The sequence below is a fragment of the Psychrobacter sp. 28M-43 genome, assembly GCF_014770435.1.
Lineage (GTDB): Bacteria > Pseudomonadota > Gammaproteobacteria > Pseudomonadales > Moraxellaceae > Psychrobacter.
Window position 1 is genome coordinate 1689661 of record NZ_CP061739.1, and the last position, 21946, is coordinate 1711606.

At 43.4% G+C, this 21946-nt stretch carries 16 protein-coding genes; 2 read left to right on the forward strand and 14 right to left on the reverse strand.

Translation table 11 applies throughout. The features are described 5' to 3' along the window. Positions 1–8: 8 nt before the first annotated feature. The 5 genes from hrpA to IEE84_RS07100 form a co-directional block, all read right to left on the reverse strand. Complete coding sequence (hrpA, locus tag IEE84_RS07080) at positions 9–4283, reverse strand: ATP-dependent RNA helicase HrpA (RefSeq protein ID WP_224737676.1); 4275 nt, start codon at positions 4281–4283, stop codon at positions 9–11. A 206-nt stretch (positions 4284–4489) separates the two neighbouring features. Further along, entirely contained in the window at positions 4490–5080 is a 591-nt protein-coding gene (locus tag IEE84_RS07085) for a DUF1543 domain-containing protein (RefSeq protein ID WP_191113644.1), read from the reverse strand. Between the two features lie 85 nt (positions 5081–5165). Beyond that, the gene (locus IEE84_RS07090; RefSeq protein ID WP_191113645.1) at positions 5166–5960 is read right to left on the reverse strand and encodes a metallophosphoesterase family protein; all 795 of its coding nucleotides are present in this window, start codon (positions 5958–5960) and stop codon (positions 5166–5168) included. Further along, positions 5953–6951, reverse strand: coding sequence for an alpha/beta fold hydrolase (locus tag IEE84_RS07095; protein ID WP_191113646.1), 999 nt, complete (start codon positions 6949–6951; stop codon positions 5953–5955). The genes IEE84_RS07090 and IEE84_RS07095 overlap by 8 nt, the downstream gene beginning before the upstream one ends. Before the next feature lie 158 nt (positions 6952–7109). Beyond that, positions 7110–8531: an SLC13 family permease gene (locus IEE84_RS07100; protein ID WP_191113647.1), complete on the reverse strand. Its 1422-nt coding sequence runs from the start codon at positions 8529–8531 to the stop codon at positions 7110–7112. A 349-nt stretch (positions 8532–8880) separates the two neighbouring features. Here IEE84_RS07100 and IEE84_RS07105 point away from each other — a divergent pair, with 349 nt between their 5' ends. Beyond that, positions 8881–9033 carry a hypothetical protein gene (locus IEE84_RS07105; protein WP_166739249.1) on the forward strand — a complete coding sequence of 51 codons (153 nt, stop codon included), beginning with the start codon at positions 8881–8883 and terminating at the stop codon, positions 9031–9033. A gap of 93 nt (positions 9034–9126) precedes the next feature. Here the strand turns inward: IEE84_RS07105 and IEE84_RS07110 are convergent, their stop codons facing one another. Both IEE84_RS07110 and IEE84_RS07115 read right to left on the reverse strand, forming a co-directional pair. Continuing rightward, on the reverse strand, positions 9127–9822 hold the full coding sequence (locus IEE84_RS07110) for a YoaK family protein (protein ID WP_057760330.1): 696 nt from the start codon (positions 9820–9822) through the stop codon (positions 9127–9129). A gap of 134 nt (positions 9823–9956) precedes the next feature. Next, positions 9957–10766 carry an enoyl-ACP reductase FabI gene (locus IEE84_RS07115; RefSeq protein WP_191113648.1) on the reverse strand — a complete coding sequence of 270 codons (810 nt, stop codon included), beginning with the start codon at positions 10764–10766 and terminating at the stop codon, positions 9957–9959. Between the two features lie 541 nt (positions 10767–11307). Between IEE84_RS07115 and folE the strand changes: the two genes are divergently transcribed. Continuing rightward, positions 11308–11904: a GTP cyclohydrolase I FolE gene (gene folE / locus IEE84_RS07120; protein ID WP_191113649.1), complete on the forward strand. Its 597-nt coding sequence runs from the start codon at positions 11308–11310 to the stop codon at positions 11902–11904. A gap of 133 nt (positions 11905–12037) precedes the next feature. On the opposite strand, the gene IEE84_RS13215 is transcribed toward folE, so the two are convergent. From IEE84_RS13215 to gloB, 7 genes are all read right to left on the reverse strand, one after another. Further along, complete coding sequence (locus tag IEE84_RS13215; RefSeq protein WP_191113650.1) at positions 12038–13801, reverse strand: YadA family autotransporter adhesin; 1764 nt, start codon at positions 13799–13801, stop codon at positions 12038–12040. A 214-nt stretch (positions 13802–14015) separates the two neighbouring features. After that, positions 14016–15230, reverse strand: a complete 1215-nt coding sequence (msrB, locus tag IEE84_RS07130) for a peptide-methionine (R)-S-oxide reductase MsrB (protein ID WP_191113651.1) — start codon at positions 15228–15230, stop codon at positions 14016–14018. Positions 15231–15509: 279 nt separating this feature from the next. Beyond that, positions 15510–16814, reverse strand: a complete 1305-nt coding sequence (locus tag IEE84_RS07135; protein WP_191113652.1) for an iron-containing alcohol dehydrogenase — start codon at positions 16812–16814, stop codon at positions 15510–15512. A 273-nt stretch (positions 16815–17087) separates the two neighbouring features. Continuing rightward, positions 17088–18767: an ABC transporter ATP-binding protein gene (locus IEE84_RS07140; protein WP_191113653.1), complete on the reverse strand. Its 1680-nt coding sequence runs from the start codon at positions 18765–18767 to the stop codon at positions 17088–17090. A 1-nt stretch (position 18768) separates the two neighbouring features. Continuing rightward, complete coding sequence (locus tag IEE84_RS07145) at positions 18769–19818, reverse strand: ABC transporter permease (protein WP_191115415.1); 1050 nt, start codon at positions 19816–19818, stop codon at positions 18769–18771. A 62-nt stretch (positions 19819–19880) separates the two neighbouring features. After that, complete coding sequence (yejB, locus tag IEE84_RS07150) at positions 19881–20951, reverse strand: microcin C ABC transporter permease YejB (protein WP_191113654.1); 1071 nt, start codon at positions 20949–20951, stop codon at positions 19881–19883. 103 nt (positions 20952–21054) lie between these two features. Next, positions 21055–21834 (reverse strand): hydroxyacylglutathione hydrolase, encoded by a 780-nt coding sequence (gene gloB / locus IEE84_RS07155; protein ID WP_191113655.1) that lies wholly within the window; start codon positions 21832–21834, stop codon positions 21055–21057. Positions 21835–21946 lie beyond the last annotated feature (112 nt).

Here is a 21946-nt window from a genome sequence, read left to right on the forward strand (position 1 = left end):
AATGTAGCCTAACTCACCTTATCCCACATCTTGCTTAGACGCTTGGGCGATACTGCCATACGAGTTTTCATAGGCTGGGCAAACAATTGAATACGGTATTCCTCTACCATCCAGCGATACTCACTGATGGCTTCTTTGTCCGCACGTCCTGCTAGCCGTTCCATATGCAAGTCAAGCGCGTATACACCATCGAGGTCGGCGTCGAGATTGTGCTCCAGACGCTCTAATCGAATCTGTAGCGCTTCAAGATAGCGTGGGTACTGTTGCCAGTGGCTGTAATCCATCCGATAAACAAAATCAGCCAAATGTAAATCTTCTAACTGATCTTCGATATCATCGATAGACTCACCAAATATTTCACGATCTAACATCAGCAACCCTTGGCGAATGCGCTGCCAACGAGTGTAGACATTCTTAAGCGTTTTGATAACGCTTTGACCAGTTAATAAGAAGTTATTCACCACCACTTCAAGAGTTTGGGCATACTCTTCAGAGGTAAAGGGTAGCTCCTCGCTCAATCCAACTGCGATGTCATCGGCGCTTTCTGGTAAATTTTCAGAGTGATCAAATAAGACATAGTGCTCTTCGAGAGCCGCGTCTAACGCAGCATCTATAACGATCGTTTTAAGTTTGTCCATGTCGCCAAGTGGTGCAAATGCCAGTTTAAATATACTATCGATTTGGCTCGTTAACTGCTTTTTCTTTGCACCAAGTTTGCCTTTTATTAAAGTCAGTACCCCGATACGATGTGCTTGAAGTGCTGCATTGACATCAGTATATTGATGAATCGATACAGCTTCTCCCGCTTCATCAGCGACGAGCGCTGCAAACTGTTTCATTACCACACCTGCGCTATGATGGTTTTTGCTAAAAGCAAAATGCTCAGGGAACTCAGTATGCACGCCTTGCTGTTCATTTACTGCTTGACTGGTTTCGGATGCATGACGAATCTGTAGGGTTTGTAGATCACGGCCTTTTTCGATGATACGGTTTTTCTCATCGACCACGCAGATTTGTGGCTGCAAATAGCGATCAATCGTAGATGGATTGAAGTTCTCTGGCGTCACCGACATAATACCGCGACGATGTAATGCCTGACACAGCTGCTTCAGCAATCCTTGTCCACCCTTTGGCTGCAACTCATCAAACAAACTGTCTGCAGTATTGGGTATCGGTACGATTTGGCGACGTATCTCCTTTGGCAACGACTTGAGCAGCTGCAATACCAATTCATAGCGCCAACCGGGCACGCCCCACAGTAGCTCAATCGCATCGAGCTGCGGTAATGCGGCAAGTGGCACACGTATGGTCACGCCATCATCATCGCTGGCGGGATCAAAGATATAGCGAAGCGGCAGTTTTAAATCGCCCAGTTTCCACACTTCTGGGAAATCCCCTGTGGTTGGCGCTTGGCTATAAAGTACATCTTCATCAGTAAAGAATAGATGCTTGGCATCATGCTTTTCGACTTCTGCACGCCAATCTTCAAACGCTTTACGACTGGCGACATGCTCAGGGATTTTCTTATCATAGAACTGATAGAGCGTCTCTTCATCCACCAACAAATCACGGCGACGCAGCTTGTCTTCGATACGCTCAATATGAGCAATCTTGTCCATATTATGTTGCAGAAATGGTGCATTGCGACCAAAGTTACCTGTCACCAAGCCATCACGGATAAATATCTCTCGTGATTCAACTAAATTAACTTGCTCATAGTTGGTCAGCTGCTTACTAACAATAATCAGTCCAAAGAGACTAATCTGAGCGTAGGCTTTGACGCGTCCTGTTTTCTTAGACCAATGTGGTTCGAAGTAGTGATATTTCAGCAAGTCACCTGCTGCTGAGATAATCCATTCTGGTTCGATTTTGGCAACGGTACGCATAAAGACTTGTGAAGTCTCCACCATCTCAAACGCCATCACCCAAGGTGGTATTTGTTTGAACACCGTACTGGCGGGGAATATCTTGGTTTTTTGCTGACGCGCAGCCAAATACTCGCCGCGGCTTTCGGTCTTGTGCGCAATGATAGACAATAAGCCTGTCAATAATGCTCTATGCAGATTGGCATATTTAACGGCTTTTAACTCTTCATCTTCGATCGCTGTCGGATCATTAACAGCTACATTTTTATCAGCAGCTTTTGACTCATTAACATCAGTTAACTTTAGCTCAGTGACCATCTGCACCAATTGACGGTGTGTCTGATGCCATTCACGTACACGCGGAAAGCTCAGATAGTTTTTCTTAGCAAACTGCTTACGCTGATTGCCAGACAGTTTATTACCGTCTTCATCTTTCTCAAACAGTGCCTTCCATAGACTCAAATAAAACAAAAAGTCAGAATCGTCTTGACGGAAAACAGCATGCTTTTGATCCGCTTGCGTACGTTTATTGGCAGGACGTTCGCGTGGATCCTGTACCGCAAGCGCGGCCACAACGATCAGCATTTCGCGAATACAATCAAAGTCGGAACCAGCCACCAGCATACGTGCTAGCCTTGGATCGATTGGCATACGTGCCATTTTCTGACCAGTCGCTGTCAAGCGCAGGTGATCAAGCCCTTTTCTCGCTTTTGGGTTATTGGTTTTGTCCTGAGCAGCGATGTCTTTCTTAGAGGTAATAGCGCCCAATTCATCTAGCAGTTTATGACCATCAGTGACCAATCGGCTATCAGGCGGCTCAATGAATTCAAAGTCATCCACACTACCTAGACGTAGATTGGCCATTTGCAAGATTACTGACGCTAAGTTAGTACGTAAAATCTCAGGCTCAGTAAACTCAGGGCGACCACTAAAATCTTCTTCACTATAAAGACGAATACAAACACCTGGAGCAACACGGCCACAGCGACCTTTACGCTGATTAGCCGCTGCTTGGGAAATTGCTTCAATCGGTAAGCGTTGTACGCGCGAGCGATACGAGTAACGCGAAATCCGCGCAAAACCCAAGTCAATCACATAGCGAATACCCGGCACAGTCAATGCAGTCTCAGCAACGTTGGTTGCGATAACAATACGGCGACCTCGACCCGATGGCTGAAAGATACGCTGCTGCTCTTCGTAAGTCTGCCGTGCAAACAGTGGTAGTACTTCTGTATGGCGCGGGCCATGACGCTCAAGCACCTCTTGCGTTTCGCGAATCTCCGCTTCAGTCGCAGCGAATATCAAAATATCAGCTTGATCGGCGTGGCCTTTGCTCTGCGCATCGCTAAAGCACTCTTCGACAGCGGCAACCACAGCACGCGGCAGGTTCTCCTCAAAATCATCGTAGCTGTCATCTTCTGAGCTGTTCACTGGCTCATCTGTCAACGGACGATAACGGACTTCTACTGGAAAGCTACGCCCTTCTACATTAAAAATAGGCGCAGGGACTTGCCGTTTGAGCTTGCTGTCATAACGGCTGAAGTATTCACTAAAGCGCTTAGTATCAAGGGTCGCCGAGGTAATAATAACTTTTAAATCTGGGCGCTTGGGCAGCATCTTTTTGAGATAACCCATAATAAAATCAATGTTTAAGCTACGCTCATGCGCCTCATCGATAATAATCGTATCGTACTTACTCAAGAACCGATCGTGACCCAACTCAGCAAGCAAAATACCATCCGTCATGAGCTTTACAACAGATTGCGCTGTCCCTTGCTCATTAAAGCGAATCTTAAAACTGACGGTATTACCCAATGGCTCACCCAACTCTTCTGCGATACGGTTTGCCACACTACGAGCAGCCAATCGTCTCGGCTGTGTATGCCCTATCTGCCCTGTAATACCACGCCCTGCTAGCATCGCAAGCTTAGGCAACTGCGTCGTTTTACCAGAACCCGTCTCACCAGCGACGATAATGACTTGATTATCGATAATCGCTTGTACTAAGTCTTCTGCGCGTTGGCTAACAGGCAAATCCAGATTTAGTTTGGCAGGTAAATCACTTGGAATACTATCGATACGTGCCTGCACAGCTTCTTGAGAACGTGTCTTTATTTTCTCGTACTGAGCACGTTTCTTGGCAAGTACATCATCTGAATTATTCTTTTGCTCAGAATCATGATCAGATTTTTTATTCTTAGACACGGCAGCACGTGCCAGCTCTCGCTCAAGACGGCTTAAGTAATAGCTGTCTTTAGCAAGAACTGGTAGATCAGAGGCAATGCTAGTCTGAAAAGCAGTTCTATCGTCGCTGAACTTGTTATTCAATTGGCTGTCATCTGGATTTGTCGTCTTATTTCTTTCTTCAACGCTGCTTTCACTAGGCATTTTTGGTTCATTCTCAGAAGTATTGGGCATATTCACTTAGGCTATTTATTATGTAGAAGTGGTTAGATTATGGGGGTAATTGGGGTATGATTCAAGCTAGTCGAGTCCTGATTGCTCTTGTATCAATAATGCTGAAACTATCACACATTACAGAACGTATCCAAACTTAAGCTGTCTATTAAGTTCATTTAATCAGGCGTGTATTGGGTTACTTTTATAAAATTTAGATAAACTTATTATAGCGCCAATTTCTTTAAATTCTTGATGCTTAGATAGCCGACGTACTCTTTGTCTTCTTTAGCATTCAGCTCATCTATATCACTAATAGGCTCAATCGAAAGCTGAACACTTGAGATAAGATCATTTACGTTATATATGTCATCTATATCTACTGCAAACTTATCATCAATATGAGAAGCTGCATTAAAAGGTGACGTTTCATCTTTCAAAGTAAACTGCTTATAAAAATCACTTTTCTTCGCTTGTTTGATCGCGTCAGCTTGGTTAGGTGCAACGATAAGTAGCTTGTAATGAAATTCTTCAAAACTGCCCTGCTGATAGCCACCTAGATTGATAAAGAATAACCTTAAGTCAGTAGCAGCCTCTACTTGCTCACTTGATTCAATTAACTTGATGGTGTAATTACCCACTTTAGTAATTGCTCGATAAGAATCTATATGCCATTTATTTTTTACCTCAGGCCAATGTTCATTGATATCTGCTATCAAGCCACTCACTTGACTGGCTGCACCAAAAAAAATATCGTGTTGCTCAATCAGACGGCCTTTAGGACGGCCGCCCAGTTGAACCATATATAGTGTTAGCATTTTACGTAATCTCTATTAAACCAAAATCCATAGTTAATCTAAAGGTAATGCTGTCATTGCTAGGATAGAATGTTTTTAAGTACTGTCATACTGGAACTACTCTACCCGTCTTCAATGCAAATGCCCAATCTTCACGTCCGTTTTTTAGGGCCATATTTGCTGCTGCTTCATGGTTATAAGCCACCTTGACATGCTCTGTTTGCCAATGTTTACCTTGTTGAGTCTCAATACACTTGATAAGAGCATAATTAGCATGAGGCGAATAAGTTTGCATCTTATGAATAGTAGGCAAATCATCTTCGTAAGCTGGATAGCCAACGCTACCACTATTCACAATAGTTTGTCCTGACGACAGTACTACTGTTCGTGGGATATGTGTGTGACCACATAAGATAACATCATTATCAATACCATCGAGTAACGCCAATATAGTCGCATCATTACGCACTATTGGTTGACCCGTTTCGATATCCTCTAGTAAATATATCATGTCATCGGTCGGTGAACCGTGGCAGAGGTATACATCCTCACTTACATGAAAATCAAATGGCAAAGACCGCATCCATTCAATTGCTTTTTTAGAGAGATCTTTGATAATAAAACCCATGGTTGGATTATTAGCAATTTCTGCCGTAGTGGCTTCATAAATCTGCCTATCCTGATTGCCTCTAATAGTAATAATGTCATCTCGATTTGCCATTAATAGCTCATAGGTAGTAAGAGGCGCTATTGGCCCGTATAAAATATCACCAAGATTGACAATCTGATCAACATCTCGATATCTTATATCGGCAAGCACAGCTTCAAGAGCGTAGACATTACTATGAATATCTGAAATCGCAGCGATGGTTGTTATCTGTTTCTTTTCTAAGTTATCCATTTCCTGACTCACTAATCAAAAACTGCTTTACAACGTCAACGGTTGCTAACGGATCTTCTTCATGCGGTACATGACCTAAGTTATCAAATATCTTAAGCTGACTATTACGCATATCTCTATGAAATAACGCGGCGTTTTCTACAGGAATAAGATCATCTTTTGCACCCCACAAGATCAAAGTCGGTATGTCCAGCTGCTTTATTTGAGCTTGATCACTGTCATCATCAGTCTCATTTAGGCGACGACTCAAAGCCTGCCGATTACCTTGGCGCAAGGTCAATTCATAGTATCTGTTAATCAACTCCTCATCGACTTTGCTGTCATCGGCATACACGCTTAAAACGCTTTTTTCGACGACACTTCTGGGTAGGGTACGATTTAAAATTGGTGACATCATTGGATATTTAGCAAGTTTAAAACCAATAGGAATATGTTTGGGCGTTGCTGGATAACCAACTGAATCTACCAATATCAATCGATTGACACGCTCAGGATACAAAGCTGCAGTACGCCACGCTACCTTGCCTCCCAATGAATTACCGGCTAGCGTGACACGGTCCAGCTTCAAATGATTAAGTACTTCAATGACAAACGCCGCATAATTTTCGCTGCTATATTGTGTGCTCTCGTCCACATAAGGACCTGTCAAACCAAACCCTGGCAAATCCATGCTCACGACACAGTATTGATCAGACAGCGCCTTGGTCCAGCCCTCCCATGTATGCAAACTTGCCGATGTACCATGCAATAAAACGATTGTTTCGGGTCGGTTTTTTTCGGCTGCATCGCCACGGTGTGTATGACAATTAGCTGACTGCACTACATGCGCCTGCATACCTTGTATGTCTATAAATTCGCTGTTGGGTAGTTGCCATTGTTTTAACTCAGCGACAGTACGATCAGGTGCCCAATATTTTGCTATAAATGCCATTAACACGGCAATTGCGCCTAGTAATATCAGAACAGTTGCTTTTAATAAGTACTGTGTCATGTGATCAAATCCATTTAATAAGATGACGTTAATAATAAACATTCTATACCGTTATCTCATACGATAAGCCATAAAAAACCCCAACGTTCAATTTGTCTTGAACATTGGGGTTCCATTTATACTAAGCAAATATGACTACGATTATAGTAACTAACTGATTATATCAAGAAAAAGTACGCCCATAGCCCGATAACGATAGTAGCAATAATATTTAATATGATACCTGTACGAATCATTTCTGTCTGTTTGATCAAACCTGTACCGAACACAATAGCATTTGGCGGTGTGGCAACTGGCAACATAAACGCACACGATGCACCAATACCGATGACCAATACTAGCACCTCATGTGGCAAACCCATCTGTTCTGCAATAGCGGCAAATACAGGTACTAACAATGCTGCCGAGGCAGTATTGGAAGCAAATTCTGTCAAGAAAATAATAAATGCTGAGACTGCCATCATCACAATGATAAGTGGTGCAGAAGACAGCGCAATTGCTACAGTTTCCCCTAGGACCAAAGACGCCCCAGATACTTTCAGAATTGTCGATAGCGCAATACCGCCACCAAACAACATGAGCACACCCCAATCCGTATTATCTGATACTTGCTTCCAAGACACTAACCCTAAGCTCACTACTGCTGCCGCTGCTGATAGTGCAACGATGGCATCAGTATCTGTGATATCTAAAGCTGCTCCGATCTTTTTGGAGAATATCCAGCTCAATGCCGTAACGATAAAGACGATGATAGTGACGATACGTGGCTTGTTCCAAGCAATCGGCGCATCATCAACGAGGACAATAGTACGATTTAGGTTAGGCTTTAGGAACACATACATCGCACCCAATAATAATGGTAACAGTACCAACATCATCGGAATACCAAACTTCATCCAGTCTACAAAGGCAATATCGAGCGCCTTTGCTGCAATAGCATTGGGCGGCGAACCAACAATCGTACCTAGACCACCAAGGCTGGCTGAATAAGCAATACCAAGCAGTACAAAAACAAACGTACCGCGGTCTTTTTCACGATCAACTTGCGTCAAGATACCGAGTGCCAATGGGAGCATCATCGCAGCTGTAGCAGTATTCGATATCCACATCGACAAAAATGCCGTCACACCAAATATCAAAAATACAGCTGTACTCAGTTTGCCACCAGACATCGATAGAATCTTTAGTGCGATCTTTTTGTCTAGCTGCTGCACATGCAATGCTGCTGCCAAAGCAAAACCACCAAAGAACAGATAAATAGTAGGATTGGCAAAGCTTTGCAGACCGATTTCAGCATCGAAGTCTGGTATGCCAACCAAGGCACCGATTACTACGACAAGTAGCGCTGTTATGGTGACGTGCACAGCTTCTGTAAGCCAAAGTACCCCAATAAAAAACAGGACTGCGAGACCTTTATTAGCATTGATATCGAACGGCAATACATTATAAATAATCAACGCAATAATCGCGGCAATAGCGACCACAATTAACCCTTTTCCTGTACCTTTTGGGAAGGTATCAGTAAATAAATATTCATTGCCATCATTAGGAAGATGGCTATCTAGCTTTTGCTCTGACATAGAATGTCCTTATTGAATCAAAGACGGTGTAAGAAACCTAAAAATAAAACATAAATTATCGGTTTAAGATATATACGTCGAAACTCGTTTTTTTACAACTTATGCTAGTAATTCGTAAACTTCGTCATTAGCCATGTAACTGGCTTCATTATTAGTTGCATCGTTAAGTGCAGCATCAGTTACACATAGTCACTAAACAAGTGTACTCTGTATATGTACAAGACTATGACCACACTGCATACTAGATAAGTTAAATAAAAGCCAAGCGCTACTAGATACGAGCGTCAACAAATAAAGATTTAATTAAAACATCTCTATTAAGAAGTAAATAAAAACACTGGAGTACTTTATGACAGACTCAAATAAAACGGACTCAACGACCAAAATGGCACCAAAAGACATTAATCAAGATGGCCTAGCTAAAGAAGATCAACAACGTACTGACGACTCTATGCTCGATATGATGCAAGGAATGCATGAGCACGAAGATCATAAAGAATAAGACTAAAGCATGTTTTAACAGCTCGCTATTCTACACCTAAATAAACATGCAAAAACCAATACGGTTAATAATAGGCACGATAGGCGTTTATCACTATGATAAGCGCCTATCTTTTTTTGGTTCTCTCACTTCTGGCAAATGATCTGAGACATAGTTGTATACAAATGCTGCTGTCGACACAATGGCGATGGGAACGAACAAAGCATCATAGCTGACTTTTGCAAACAAGAAAGCGCCTACTGCGCTACCACCGCAAAAGCAATACCAAATAATAGCTTGAAACCCCAAGGTTGGCTTACTAATAGAGCGACCAGCAAGCCAGTTACCAATTGCCGCCCCCATGTCTGAGGTCAGCCCTGTCAAGTGAGTGGTACGAATGACCGCCCCACTATAAGTTGCGACCATCGCATTTTGCAGTCCACATGCCATTGCTGCTGCTAATTGCCCTAAGTAATCATGCTGCTGATACAACCAATAGCTCACCAACAGTAGTGCTGCTTCTAGATATAGCGCTCGTCCATAACGACGACCGAGTTTCAATGATGTCTGTCCAATGACAAAACCGCTTAGTATAGCCCCTGCCAAAAAGGACAGCAACAAGGTACCAATATATAAAATACTACGCGCGTCTGAATGAGCGATAGCCGCTGCAAATAAGCTTACATTGCCCGTGACATGCGACACTGATAAATTGGCAAACCCCATTAACGCCGTCGTATTCACGCAACCAGCACTAAATGCCAATACTGCCCCGCCCCATAGTATCCACTTTGGTAACTTGGTTATCATATCCCTCGTCCAAAGGCACGCAGCTAAAAGTGCACACTGCTAAAAAAGCACGTAGCCAAAAAGACTCATAGTATAACCAGAAAAGACAGCCAATTGGCTGTCTTTTCTATTATCAAACGAATCATCTATAACAATTACTGTGCTGGTTCATCAAGCATCATCAACTGCTCGCTGATAGCTACTGTATTGAAACCTGCATCAACGAACATAATCTCACCTGTGATACCAGATGCCCAAGGCGACAATAGGAACAATGCGGCATTGCCTACTTCTGTCTGTGTGATGTTGCGTTGTAGTGGCGCAATTTTTTCGCTAATATCGAGCATTTTACGGAAAGATTTAATGCCGCTAGCCGCTAGCGTGCGGATAGGACCTGCAGATATCGCATTAACACGGATACCTTCACCGCCCATAGAAGTTGCCAAATAACGAACGCTGGCTTCTAAACTGGCTTTTGCCATACCCATGACATTGTAGTTTGGCAATACCGAAATGCTGCCTTCGTAGGTCAATGTCAACATAGAGCCATGGCGCATCGCTAGTAACTCACGAGCCGCTTTAGCCAATGCAACGAAGCTATAGCTAGAGATATCATGCGCGATATGACTGCCTTCACGAGTCGTGGCATTGACAAAATCGCCATCCAACTGATCCATCGGTGCAAAACCAATGGCATGTACCACACCATTAATACCGTCGCCCCAGTGAGCAGTCACTTGCTCAAAGCATGCAGCAATTGACTCATCAGAAGCTACGTCACATTCTAGAACCAAATCTGCTTCAAATTTTTCAGCGGCCATATCGACGCGTTTTTTGATTTTGTCATTCGGGTAAGTCAGAATTAGTGAAGCCCCTTCGCGGTGCAGCGCTTCTGCGATAGCCCAAGCGATAGAGAGTTTACTTGCGATGCCAGTTACGACAAATCGTTGTCCTTGCAGTAGCATAAGATTTCCTTTTGAATCAATCGAGATGATTTAGAATAAGAATTTATTTAGAGTAATTAGAAGATTGAGACTACTAAATAGTACAAATGAAAAGATGAGTTATTATACACGAATTAATTTAAGTAAACAGTCGTAAACTGTATTTGGTTCTTGTTATTGGATTGACTGATACAAACAACTAATAACGTCAAAATGACTAATAGCAGTTTATCACTTGAAGTAGTATCGACAGTGAGAGTTTTTCGCGAATTACTAGAATACATTTTAGCATCAACGCTTCAAGATAAAATACTCAGACTATAGTAGTTTGCTTATTTTATGAAAAAATTGCACTTCGAATATTAACACTATAACCGTTCAAACTGAGTACCAAGCACCCCTTTAGTGATTAAAGACTCAACTGCTAGCCACAGCAGTATGAAGTTCAGCAGATTTCGAGTATAATCACAGCCCTTCCCAGCTTGCACAATTTTTATAAGAATCCTCAAATGATAGGATTCAACGTTAAGCTACACCCACATTTTGGATGGCTGCCAAACTTATGAGTAACACCCCCATCATAACCCCAGATTATAAAGAAAGTACCGAATCTTATCGCCAACTGATTGCTTCAACTGGCGAAGACTTAGATCGTCCGGGTTTGCTAGATACGCCTGTACGTGCTGCAAAGGCCTTTGCCCATCTGACCCAAGGCTATCATCAAAGCATAGAAGAAGTGGTCAATGACGCTGTGTTTCCATCAGCCAATCGCGAGCTGGTACTGGTACAGAACATTGAGTTTTATTCATTGTGTGAGCATCATATGCTACCGTTCCATGGTGTCGCTCATATCGGCTACTTACCTGATGGTCAAGTCTTGGGACTGTCAAAATTTGCCCGTATCGTCGATATGTTTGCTCGTCGTTTGCAAATACAAGAAAACCTAAGCGAGCAGATTGCGCAGACCATTATGGATGTGACTGGTTGCCGCGGCGTCGCAGTCGTTATGGATGCATCGCACATGTGTATGATGATGCGCGGTGTTAGCAAACAACATTCAACCACGCGTAGCACCGCGATGCTTGGCGAATATCAACACAATAATCAAGCACGTAATGAATTTTTAGGTGCGGTTCCTAAACGTCAGCCAGCGTTTTAAGTTGCTGTTAGTTGCTTAGGCTGTTGTGAATAACAACCAAATAAAAAGGACGCATATGATGCGTCCTTTTTATTTGGATAAAACCTACTGTGTGATTATAAATAGTTTAATATAGGAATGAACTAAAAAACACTTACTGTCCAAATATATAAGATACACCTACTCTTCCACCAAATCTTGAATCAGCAAAACCAAAGGCTCCACTAACTGATGTTCGACCATTATCTAACATAGTGGCAGCACCAATAGCAACAGCGCTTTGTCCTTCATAATGACCCATGCCGCCAAACACAGCCACATTACCTGGGCTGAGATTAGGAATAGCCTGCTGTGTCGCTAAAGAGATCGCCACACCACTATTTGCAGTTTTTTCCACATCATCAACTCGACGATTTACACCGTTAGCATAGCTTTGAAAGCTGCTATTCAAAACATCATATTTGTTATCAGTATAGGTATTAGCTTCGGTTACAGCATTGATTTTTGCGGTATTCAACTGTTTGATATTGACTGCATCTGTATTCTGTGTTCCATCTGCTACGTTGATGATTTGACGCTCACTACCCGCTGACCCAACCGACACTGTGTTATCACGGTTTGATGTTGAATCACTTCCAACAACGACTGCGTTGTTGACTGCTGTACTAATGCCATTTCCTAAAACGACCGTGTTATTGCCAGTTACCGTATTATTATTACCAAAGCTATAGCTACCTGAACCACTGACTGTGCTTGGATCACCAATGGCACCAGAGTTTTTACCTGTTACCAAATTACCTACACCGATACTAATAGACTGACTGCCTTCAGCTACTGCCCCATTACCTATCGCGATAGCATCTTTACCTGTCGCTTGGGCTGGTGTGGCTGTGCTATTAGAGGTCTGTACAGCAACATTGATGTTAGCATCCTTACCCGCTTCGCCTTTAGCACCTGTCAAACCTTGGATACCCTGTTCGCCTTGGGCGCCAGTTTCGCCTTTAGCACCTGTTAGACCTTGCTCACCTTGGACACCTGTTAGACCGATGTCGCCTTTATCACCCTTAGCGCCAGTATCGCCTTTGGCACCGGTCAAACCTTGGATACCTTGCTCACCTTTGGCGCCAGTAGCACCTGTCAGACCGATATCGCCTTTATCACCTTTGGCACCAGTAGCGCCTGTCAGACCAATGTCGCCTTTATCACCTTTAGCACCAGTATCGCCTTTGGCACCGGTCAAACCTTGAAGACCTTGCTCACCTTGGACACCTGTCAGACCGATGTCGCCTTTATCACCTTTGGCGCCAGTAGCGCCAGTCAGACCTTGAATGCCTTGTTCACCTGTGTCGCCTTTAGCGCCAGTCAAACCCTGGATACCTTGTTCGCCTTTTGCACCAGTTAGTCCAGTATCTCCTTTAGCACCAGTCAGACCTTGAATACCTTGCTCGCCTGTATCGCCTTTAACACCAGTCAGACCTTGAATACCTTGCTCGCCTTGGGCGCCAGTATCGCCTTTAGCACCAGTCAGACCTTGAATACCTTGAGCACCAGTTTCACCTTTAGCGCCAGTCAGACCTTGAATACCCTGAACACCTTGGGCGCCCGTCAAACCAGTATCGCCCTTATCTCCTTTGTCACCCTTATCTCCCTTGAGGCCTGTCTCACCAGTATCTCCTTTTGCTCCAAAAGGTGACTGTCCTGCAAGTCGATCACAGGCTGAACTATTATCGAAATAAAAACACTGATCTACATCAACAGAGTCTACTGCTAATGCAAACTCTGTCGTTAGGGATATACCACTAAGTGACAGCATACTGATTACTAGATAAGATGCCTTTTTACCTGCTTTATGATCTTCTTTGCGAATAGAAGTAACTACGGTTGTATCTACAACAAAATTCTGTGAATTTTTTAACATAGCTTGCGTCCTTTGAAGTAGTTTCACGATTAGTAACAGAAACTTTGATTACAAAATTAACTAAAATTGTACATTACAGTAATTATATTACACAAAAAACCTCAAAAGAACATTTTTAAATACTATTAGCAATATTATTATAAATAACAAAAAAACGCTCACTATGCCGTCTAGACAATAGTGAGCGTTTTTTTATTTAATAAATCAATATTAATTAACCAACTGGTCTAACCTCGTCGATCCAATTGCCATAACCTTCAGCTTCCATCTGCGCCAGTGGAATAAAGCGGAGCGCTGCTGAATTCATGCAATAGCGTTTGCCTGTCGGTGCTGGACCGTCATCAAATACATGGCCCACGTGTGAGTCCGCGTAACGGCTACGAATTTCAGTACGAGTTCCAAATATCCCTCGATCTGGCTTTTCAACCACTAAGCTCGTATCCAATGGGCGAGTAAAGCTCGGCCAGCCCGTACCAGACTTATATTTATCACGCGAAGAATATAGTGGCTCACCAGATACGATGTCTACATATAATCCAGGCTCTTTATTATCCCAGTACTCATTATCAAAAGCGCGCTCAGTACCTTCTTTTTGAGTGACTTTGTACTGAATGTCACTAAGTGACTTCTTTAGCGCATCTTGTGAAGGCTTCACGAATGTCTCTGGGTTAAAACCTTTGCTTACTTTGCTATCTGATGTGTTATTTGACGTCACTTGCTGTGTGCTATCTGCTTCGGGCGTAAACTTACTAAAATCAAGCTCATAGTTTTTACCATAGACACTCTCGATAAATTGATAGCGACCAGAATTGAAGGTATAGGCTTTATAGCGTATCGGGTTCTTTTTATAGTAATCTTGATGATACTCTTCAGCAGGATAAAAAGTGCTAGCAGGTACAATCTCAATCACTACTGGTTTATCATACACACCAGAGACTTGCAGTGATTGCTTAGCCGCTTCTGCGATTTGCTTTTCTTGCGCATTATTGTAAAAAATTGCTGGACGGTACTGTGTGCCGCGATCAACATACTGCCCTTTATCATCAGTAGGATCAGCAATTCTCCACAGCGCTTGTACTATGCCGTTGTAAGTAATTTTCTTAGGATCATAATATACTTGCGCCGCTTCTGTATGCCCAGTACCACCTGCTGATACTTGTTTGTAGGTTGGGTTTTCAGCGGTGCCACCCGTATAGCCAGACACTACCTCCACCACGCCAGGGATCTTTTCATAACCTGCTTCAACACACCAAAAACACCCACCCGCTACTGTGGCTACTGCCAATCCTGGCGTAGTCGGTGCATATGGGTTAGCGGCAGTTGTGTTCTTTACAGTAGAGCTGTTTTCAGTTGATGCGCAGCCTGCGTAAATCGCACTACTCGCTATGATAACTAACCCTATAATTCTAGATGGTAATATGCGATTCATAAAAATCTCCTAAGCGTAATGTCCTTTACATATCCTAACGCTTTTGTATCACTGAAACATTCCTATACTGTTATATATTTACAGTTTATTAAGATATTTTTTATCAACTGAGTTTAATTACAAGATAAATTAAACGATTATTTGATAACGATTATATATTTTAGTATGAGTTATAGAAATAAGACGAAAGCTTTATTATCTCAAATGCAATAAAAAAGCCCATTCTCAAAAAAGTAATGGGCTTTTATTTATCGTAAGGTTATCAATGTAAGCATAGGTTTATAAAGATTTTTGGCTATCTTTATTAGAACGTTCGTCACTTGCCTGCTTAATTTTCGTTAGAATTTCTTTAATTTCAGCGGCTGATAAATACGTTGGTACTGCATAGGTGTCACTGACTTCTTTTGCAGCTGCCTTTACAATATCATCAAAGTCGCTGGTTTGCATACCATTGACAGTCGGATCAATGTTTAGAGCTGCAATCAAGTCTCTAACTTGCGTGATAAGGTTATCTGCTATCTCACTATCGCCATTGGCTGCTTGACCATCCTGTACCATACCGGTTCTTTTAGCCAATGCAGCCAGTCTTTTTTTGCTCGCTTTGCGATTGACGTCGAGCACATAAGGCAACACGATGGCGTTAGCACGGCCATGAGGAATACTATAGTAAGCGCCTAACTGATGCGCGATAGCATGCACATAGCCTAGACCTGCTTTGTTAAAGGCAATCCCGCCGTAATGAGCGGCGATACCCATCTCTTCTCTTGCTTTTAGATTGCCACCATCTTTATAAGCTAGTGGTAGATAATGCATGACAGATTTTACGGCAGAGGCTGCATAGTAATCTGTCTCTACGCTGGCATTGGCACTCATCCATGCTTCTAGTGCATGGGTCAATACATCAATACCAGTATCTGCTGTGATATGGGCTGGCATGCCTTTCATGATAACTGGGTCAATCGCTGCGGCTAGTGGTACCATTCTTGGGTCGATAGACAATGCTTTTTGATGCGTTTTATCGTCCGATACTACTGCACCAAGTGTCGCCTCTGAACCCGTGCCAGCCGTCGTTGGTACGCAGTATAAAGGCGTCGCAGGCTTTCTTGCTTTAAGAATACCGATTAGCTGCTTTGGCTTGCACTTGTTGCCTTGAGACATGGCTATCATTTTGGCCGCATCGATCACTGAGCCACCGCCAATGGCTACGATAGAGTCACAATTGGCCTCTACAGATTGACGGAGTCCTTCTTCAACTACCTTAAAAGTAGGATCTGGCGTAATGCCGTCATAGATGTGATAACTAATATTTTTCGCATCTAGATAATCAGTTACTTTCGCAGGTATGCCCAGTTCGTTGAGCACTGTATCCGTGACAATAAACACATTGGTATTGCCTTCATTGATAAGCATATCGCATAGCTCATCGCAGGCAGTCTCACCGACAAAGAGCATTGGTCTTCTGATAGGTATCACATAAGACACTGCTTTTAATACCTTTGCCCGAGTCTTAGCGACAGCCAAATAACCAGCATGCTGCAAACTGTTGTTCTTTACCAATTTAGTAATACTGTTTTGTGTTTTCATGAGCACAAAAATCCTTTTTAATGATGGTTTTAACGGCAATAAAGACCGTTTTGGGCAGTCAGTTAAATATTACTAACTTACGAGTGCTAGAATGTATAAAGATACGCATCACAGCATTACAAAATGGGCAGTTCTCTAAAATTATTGTACCACTGCTTTTTTCAATATGTCGCTATTATTATGAACTGCGATGTGTCAGTTTTATACCAAGCCGCTTATTTTAGTCGCTTAATTTTATTGATCAGTCTCAGTGGCTACAGTAAGTCGTTTAAACTAGTCAGTACTTGCCTTTAACAGTTGCTGAGTGTAAGCATGTTGTGGGTGATTGAAAAGATCTTCGGTACGCCCAAACTCTACACACACCCCTTGTTTCAATACCATGATATGCTGACACAGTGCACGTACTACCTTGAGATCATGACTGATAAAGACATAGCTGATTTGCAGTCTTTCTTGGATTTCACGTAATAAACTAACTACTGTGACCTGTGTGGTGCTATCGAGCGCGGAGGTCGGCTCATCCAATATAAGTAAGCTTGGTTTCATAATGAGGGCACGCGCCAGTGCCACGCGTTGACGCTGGCCACCTGACAGCTCATGAGGATAACGCTGCGCAAATGATAAAGGCAAATGTACCGTAGCAAGACTATCTAGCACCGCTTGCTGACGGGCGGCCTTATCCACGCCTTGTACTAACAATCCTTCTTCTACGATTTGCATGACCGTCATACGCGGATTAATACTGGCAAATGGATCTTGAAATACCATCTGTATCTGCGCGCGGAAGTTACGTAGCGCTTTTTTGGACAATATCGAAATATCTTGCCCGTTGACCACTATCTGCCCATTCACACGTACTTGATTGCTCAGTAGTTGGCTAAGCGCCAGCGCAATGGTGGTTTTTCCAGAGCCAGACTCACCGACGATACCCAATGCTTGGCCTTTTTGTAGCGTCATATCGACATCTTTGACCGCATCGAACCAGCGCTTGGTACCACCAAACAGACCTTTTTCAATTGGGAGCTGTACGTTAAGACGCTTCACTTCTAGTACGCTTGGGTGCTTATCCGCGTTATCGTCTTCTATGGTCAATGCTTGACCAAAGTCTTGCTGAATAAGCGTCCGAGTATAATCGGCTTTGGGCTGACTAAATACCGCTGACGTTTGACCCTGCTCAATGGTTTGACCATGACGCATGACGATGACCTCATCACTATAGCGTCTGACTAGGTTGAGATCATGACTGATTAATATCATCGCCATATTATGCTGACGTTTGAGATCATCTAATAGCGCCAAAATCTCATGCTGCAACGTCACATCGAGTGCAGTCGTTGGCTCATCAGCGATTAAAATATCAGGCTGCTGAGCCAATGCCATGGCAATCATTACTCGCTGACGCTGACCACCTGATAACTCATGTGGGTAACGGTTCAATTTGTCAGCAGGATCTGCAATATTGACATCATTTAGCAAAGCAATGCTAGTGTCTCGCCATTGCTTCTTAGGTATTCCGCTTAGACGCAACGATTCAGCGATTTGTTTGGCGACCGTATGCAACGGATTTAATGCGGTCATCGGCTCCTGAAATACCATACCAATCCGCTGTCCACGAATAGACCGCAATGCAGCATTACGCGCCTTATCATTGGATATGGGCAAGGTAGACATACCTGCCGTACTTGCCAACTGAACTTCACCAGTAATCGTTAAACTATCTGGTAACAGACCTAGTAGCGCAAGACTGGCGATCGATTTGCCAGAGCCTGACTCACCAACGATAGCCAAAGTTTGCCCTTGTCTTAGCTCATAAGACAGCGCATCGACTAACTGGGCGCCTGTAGCAGTCGTGATACTTAAACTATCTACTGTCAGCATAAGCTTATCTTGTGCACGATTAGGGATTTCATTTGGTGCGTTGTTTTGCTCGGTGGCGATAATATTTTTAGTCATATTAAGAACGCCTCGGATCAAACGCATCACGCAGCGCTTCGCCAACGAAGATGAGTAATGATAAAATAAAGGTCAAACTAAAGAATCCTGACAAAGCAAGCCAAGGTGCATCGAGGTTGTTCTTCCCTTGTACCATTAGCTCACCAAGAGACGGCGAGCCAGGCGGCAATCCATATCCCAAGAAATCCAGCGCAGTTAAAGCGATAATATTAGCCGTTAAAATAAATGGCAACTGCGATAAGCTAGAAGCTAACGCATTGGGTAAGATATGCCTGAGCATGATTTGGCTGTCCGAAACGCCTAAATTGCGTGCAGCTCGCACATAGTCAAAGTTACGGGCTCGCAAAAACTCTGCCCGTACCAAACCGACCAGTCCCATCCAGCCGAACAACAGCATCATAGCGAACAGCATAATAATGCTAGGACTAAACAGACTGACCAAAATAATAATCATAAACAGCTGAGGCATACCGCCCCATACTTCCATAAATCGCTGCCCTGCCAGATCTACCCAACCGCCATAATAACCTTGTACCGCACCAACGATAATCCCAATCAGTGCGCCCGCAAGCGTCAAGGCCAAACCAAACAGTAACGACACTCGCATACCATAAAGTATCCGTGCCAGCACATCACGACCCATATCATCAGTACCAAGCCAGTTCTGAGTATTGGGCGCTGCTGGATAAGGCAGACCAAGCTCGACGTTGGGCGTCTGATCAGCAAACGGGATAGGCGGCATTATATAAAACCCTTTCTCATCAATCAGCGACTGCACTGCAGGATCTTTATAATTGGTTTCGGTCTCAAACACACCGCCAAACGTCGTTTCAGGATAGGCCTTTAATACAGGAAAGTAATAATCGCCTTGATACTGCACTAATAATGGTTTGTCATTGGCAATGACATTAGCCGCCATGCAGATGACAAATATCACTGCGAAAAAAAATAGCGATACCACCCCAAGACGATTTTGGCGAAAGCGATTTAAACGTGCTTGCCATATAGGGTTTAAGCGTTGCTTTTTTGTGGTAGATAGCTGCTCAGGCATTGGCGCTTTATCTGGTTCGCTATTAATAGGACTGCTCTTTGATGAAGCTTGATTATTTGACATTAGCGCCCCTCAAAATCAATACGAGGATCGATTAAGTGATAGCTCAAATCACTGATTAATTGCAATAGTAGCCCTACTAAGGTAAAGATAAATAGTGTGCCAAATATCACTGGATAATCGCGTTGTTGAATGGCTTCAAAACCTAGCAAACCGAGGCCATCTAGTTTAAAGATAATCTCAATCAAAAAATTACCCGCAAAGAAGATACCAACGATAGCGGCTGGAATACCTGCAATGATAATCAACATCGCATTGCGAAACACATGGCCATATAGCACTTGACGCTCACCTAAGCCTTTAGCGCGTGCGGTCAGTACATACTGCTTGCCTAATTCCTCTAAAAAGCTGAATTTGGTCAAATAGGTCAAACCCGCAAAACCGCCTACAGTACTTGCCAGCAGCGGTAACGCCAAATGCCAAAAATAATCTTTTACTTTACCAAGCGCGCTTAGCTGATCAAAATTTTCGGACGTCAATCCCTGTAATGGAAAGATATTCCAGTAACTGCCCCCCGCAAAGAAAACCAGTAAGATTACTGCAAAGACAAACACAGGTATCGCATGTCCGATCGCCAGCAACATAGCCGTGGCTTTATCAATGCCTGAGCCGTGATGCATCGCTTTATACACTCCCAATGGAATGGCAATAATATAGATGAGCAGCGTACTCCATAATCCAAGCGATATCGAGACTGGTAACTTCTCTACGATAAGTTCTGTCACCGACTGCCCTTTAAAAAACGACTCACCAAAATCTAACTGAGCGTAGTTCTTTAACATAAGCCAAAATCGCTCTGGGGCAGATTTATCAAAGCCATATTGAGCGTTGATTGCGGCGACCATCTCCTCAGAGAGACCACGCGTGCCTTGATAAGTGCTGTCGTTGCCACCTGCACTGCCCGCACCAATATTACCGCCAAGCGCATTATCTTTTGCACCCTGTTCGATAAGCGCCAGCTGCTGCTCAACAGGCCCGCCTGGTGCTGCCTGTACGATCACAAAGTTGGCAAGCAATATCAAAAATAGCGTCGGCAATATCAGTAGTAGTCTTTTTAAGATATAACGACCCATAATGGCGACTTCCTAGATAAAGAGAGAGGACAATGACGTTCAGCAGCGAATTGTGGTGTATTAAATAGGTGCTTAAAAGCAAACTATTTGTTAAAAACTTGCTTTAAAAGTTGTTTTTCAACTCACGTAACGCTGCAAATACTGTCAATGACTTCTCATCATCGATAGGCATTTTGGATTTAACCCCTGCGATTACACTTGGCTCTTGTGTACGTAAAAACACATTTACCGCGCGCTCATGCTCTAGTGTCACTGGCAGTGTTGGCAGACCTTGTTCAGTTTGAGCTTCTGCTCGTACTAAGGCTTGCTGCATCGATTCGTTATCAGGTTCAATAGACAGGCCAAAACGCAGGTTACTGGCCGTATATTCATGCGCAGGATACAGTAGTGCCTCATGAGGTAAGCCGTTCAAACGCTTAAAGCTCTCATGCAGTTGATCAATCGTACCAGTAAAGACACGCCCACAACCTGCACTAAACAACGTATCACCGCAGAAGCAGTGCTTTTGCCCATCGATATCTAAGATATAGGCCATGTGGCTAGCGGTATGCCCTGACACATCCCAGACTTGCGCAGAGCAGCCCCATGCGCTCACCGTGCTACCATCTTTGATAGTTTGATCTTCATCGACGCCATGCTCACTATGTGCAACCAGATGAGTCATCGGATACGACTCCTGTAACTCTGCGACGCCGCCGATATGATCATGATGATGGTGAGTCGTCCAAATCGAGGTTAGCTCAAGCTCGTGCGTTTCTAGATAGTCAATGACCGGCTGGGCTTGACCTGGATCGATGACAATCGCTTGCTTATTATTTTCATTGATCAATGTCCAGATATAGTTATCGCTAAATGCTTTGATTGGGTGAATACGGATACTCATGTTAAATCCTTACCGGTAGTTATTTTTGTTGCGTGTTATTTTGAATTATCTAGGGCGTGTCCTCAATTCAAACGAGTGTCCTCTAAATGAGCTAAAAACAGCTAAATTTTTC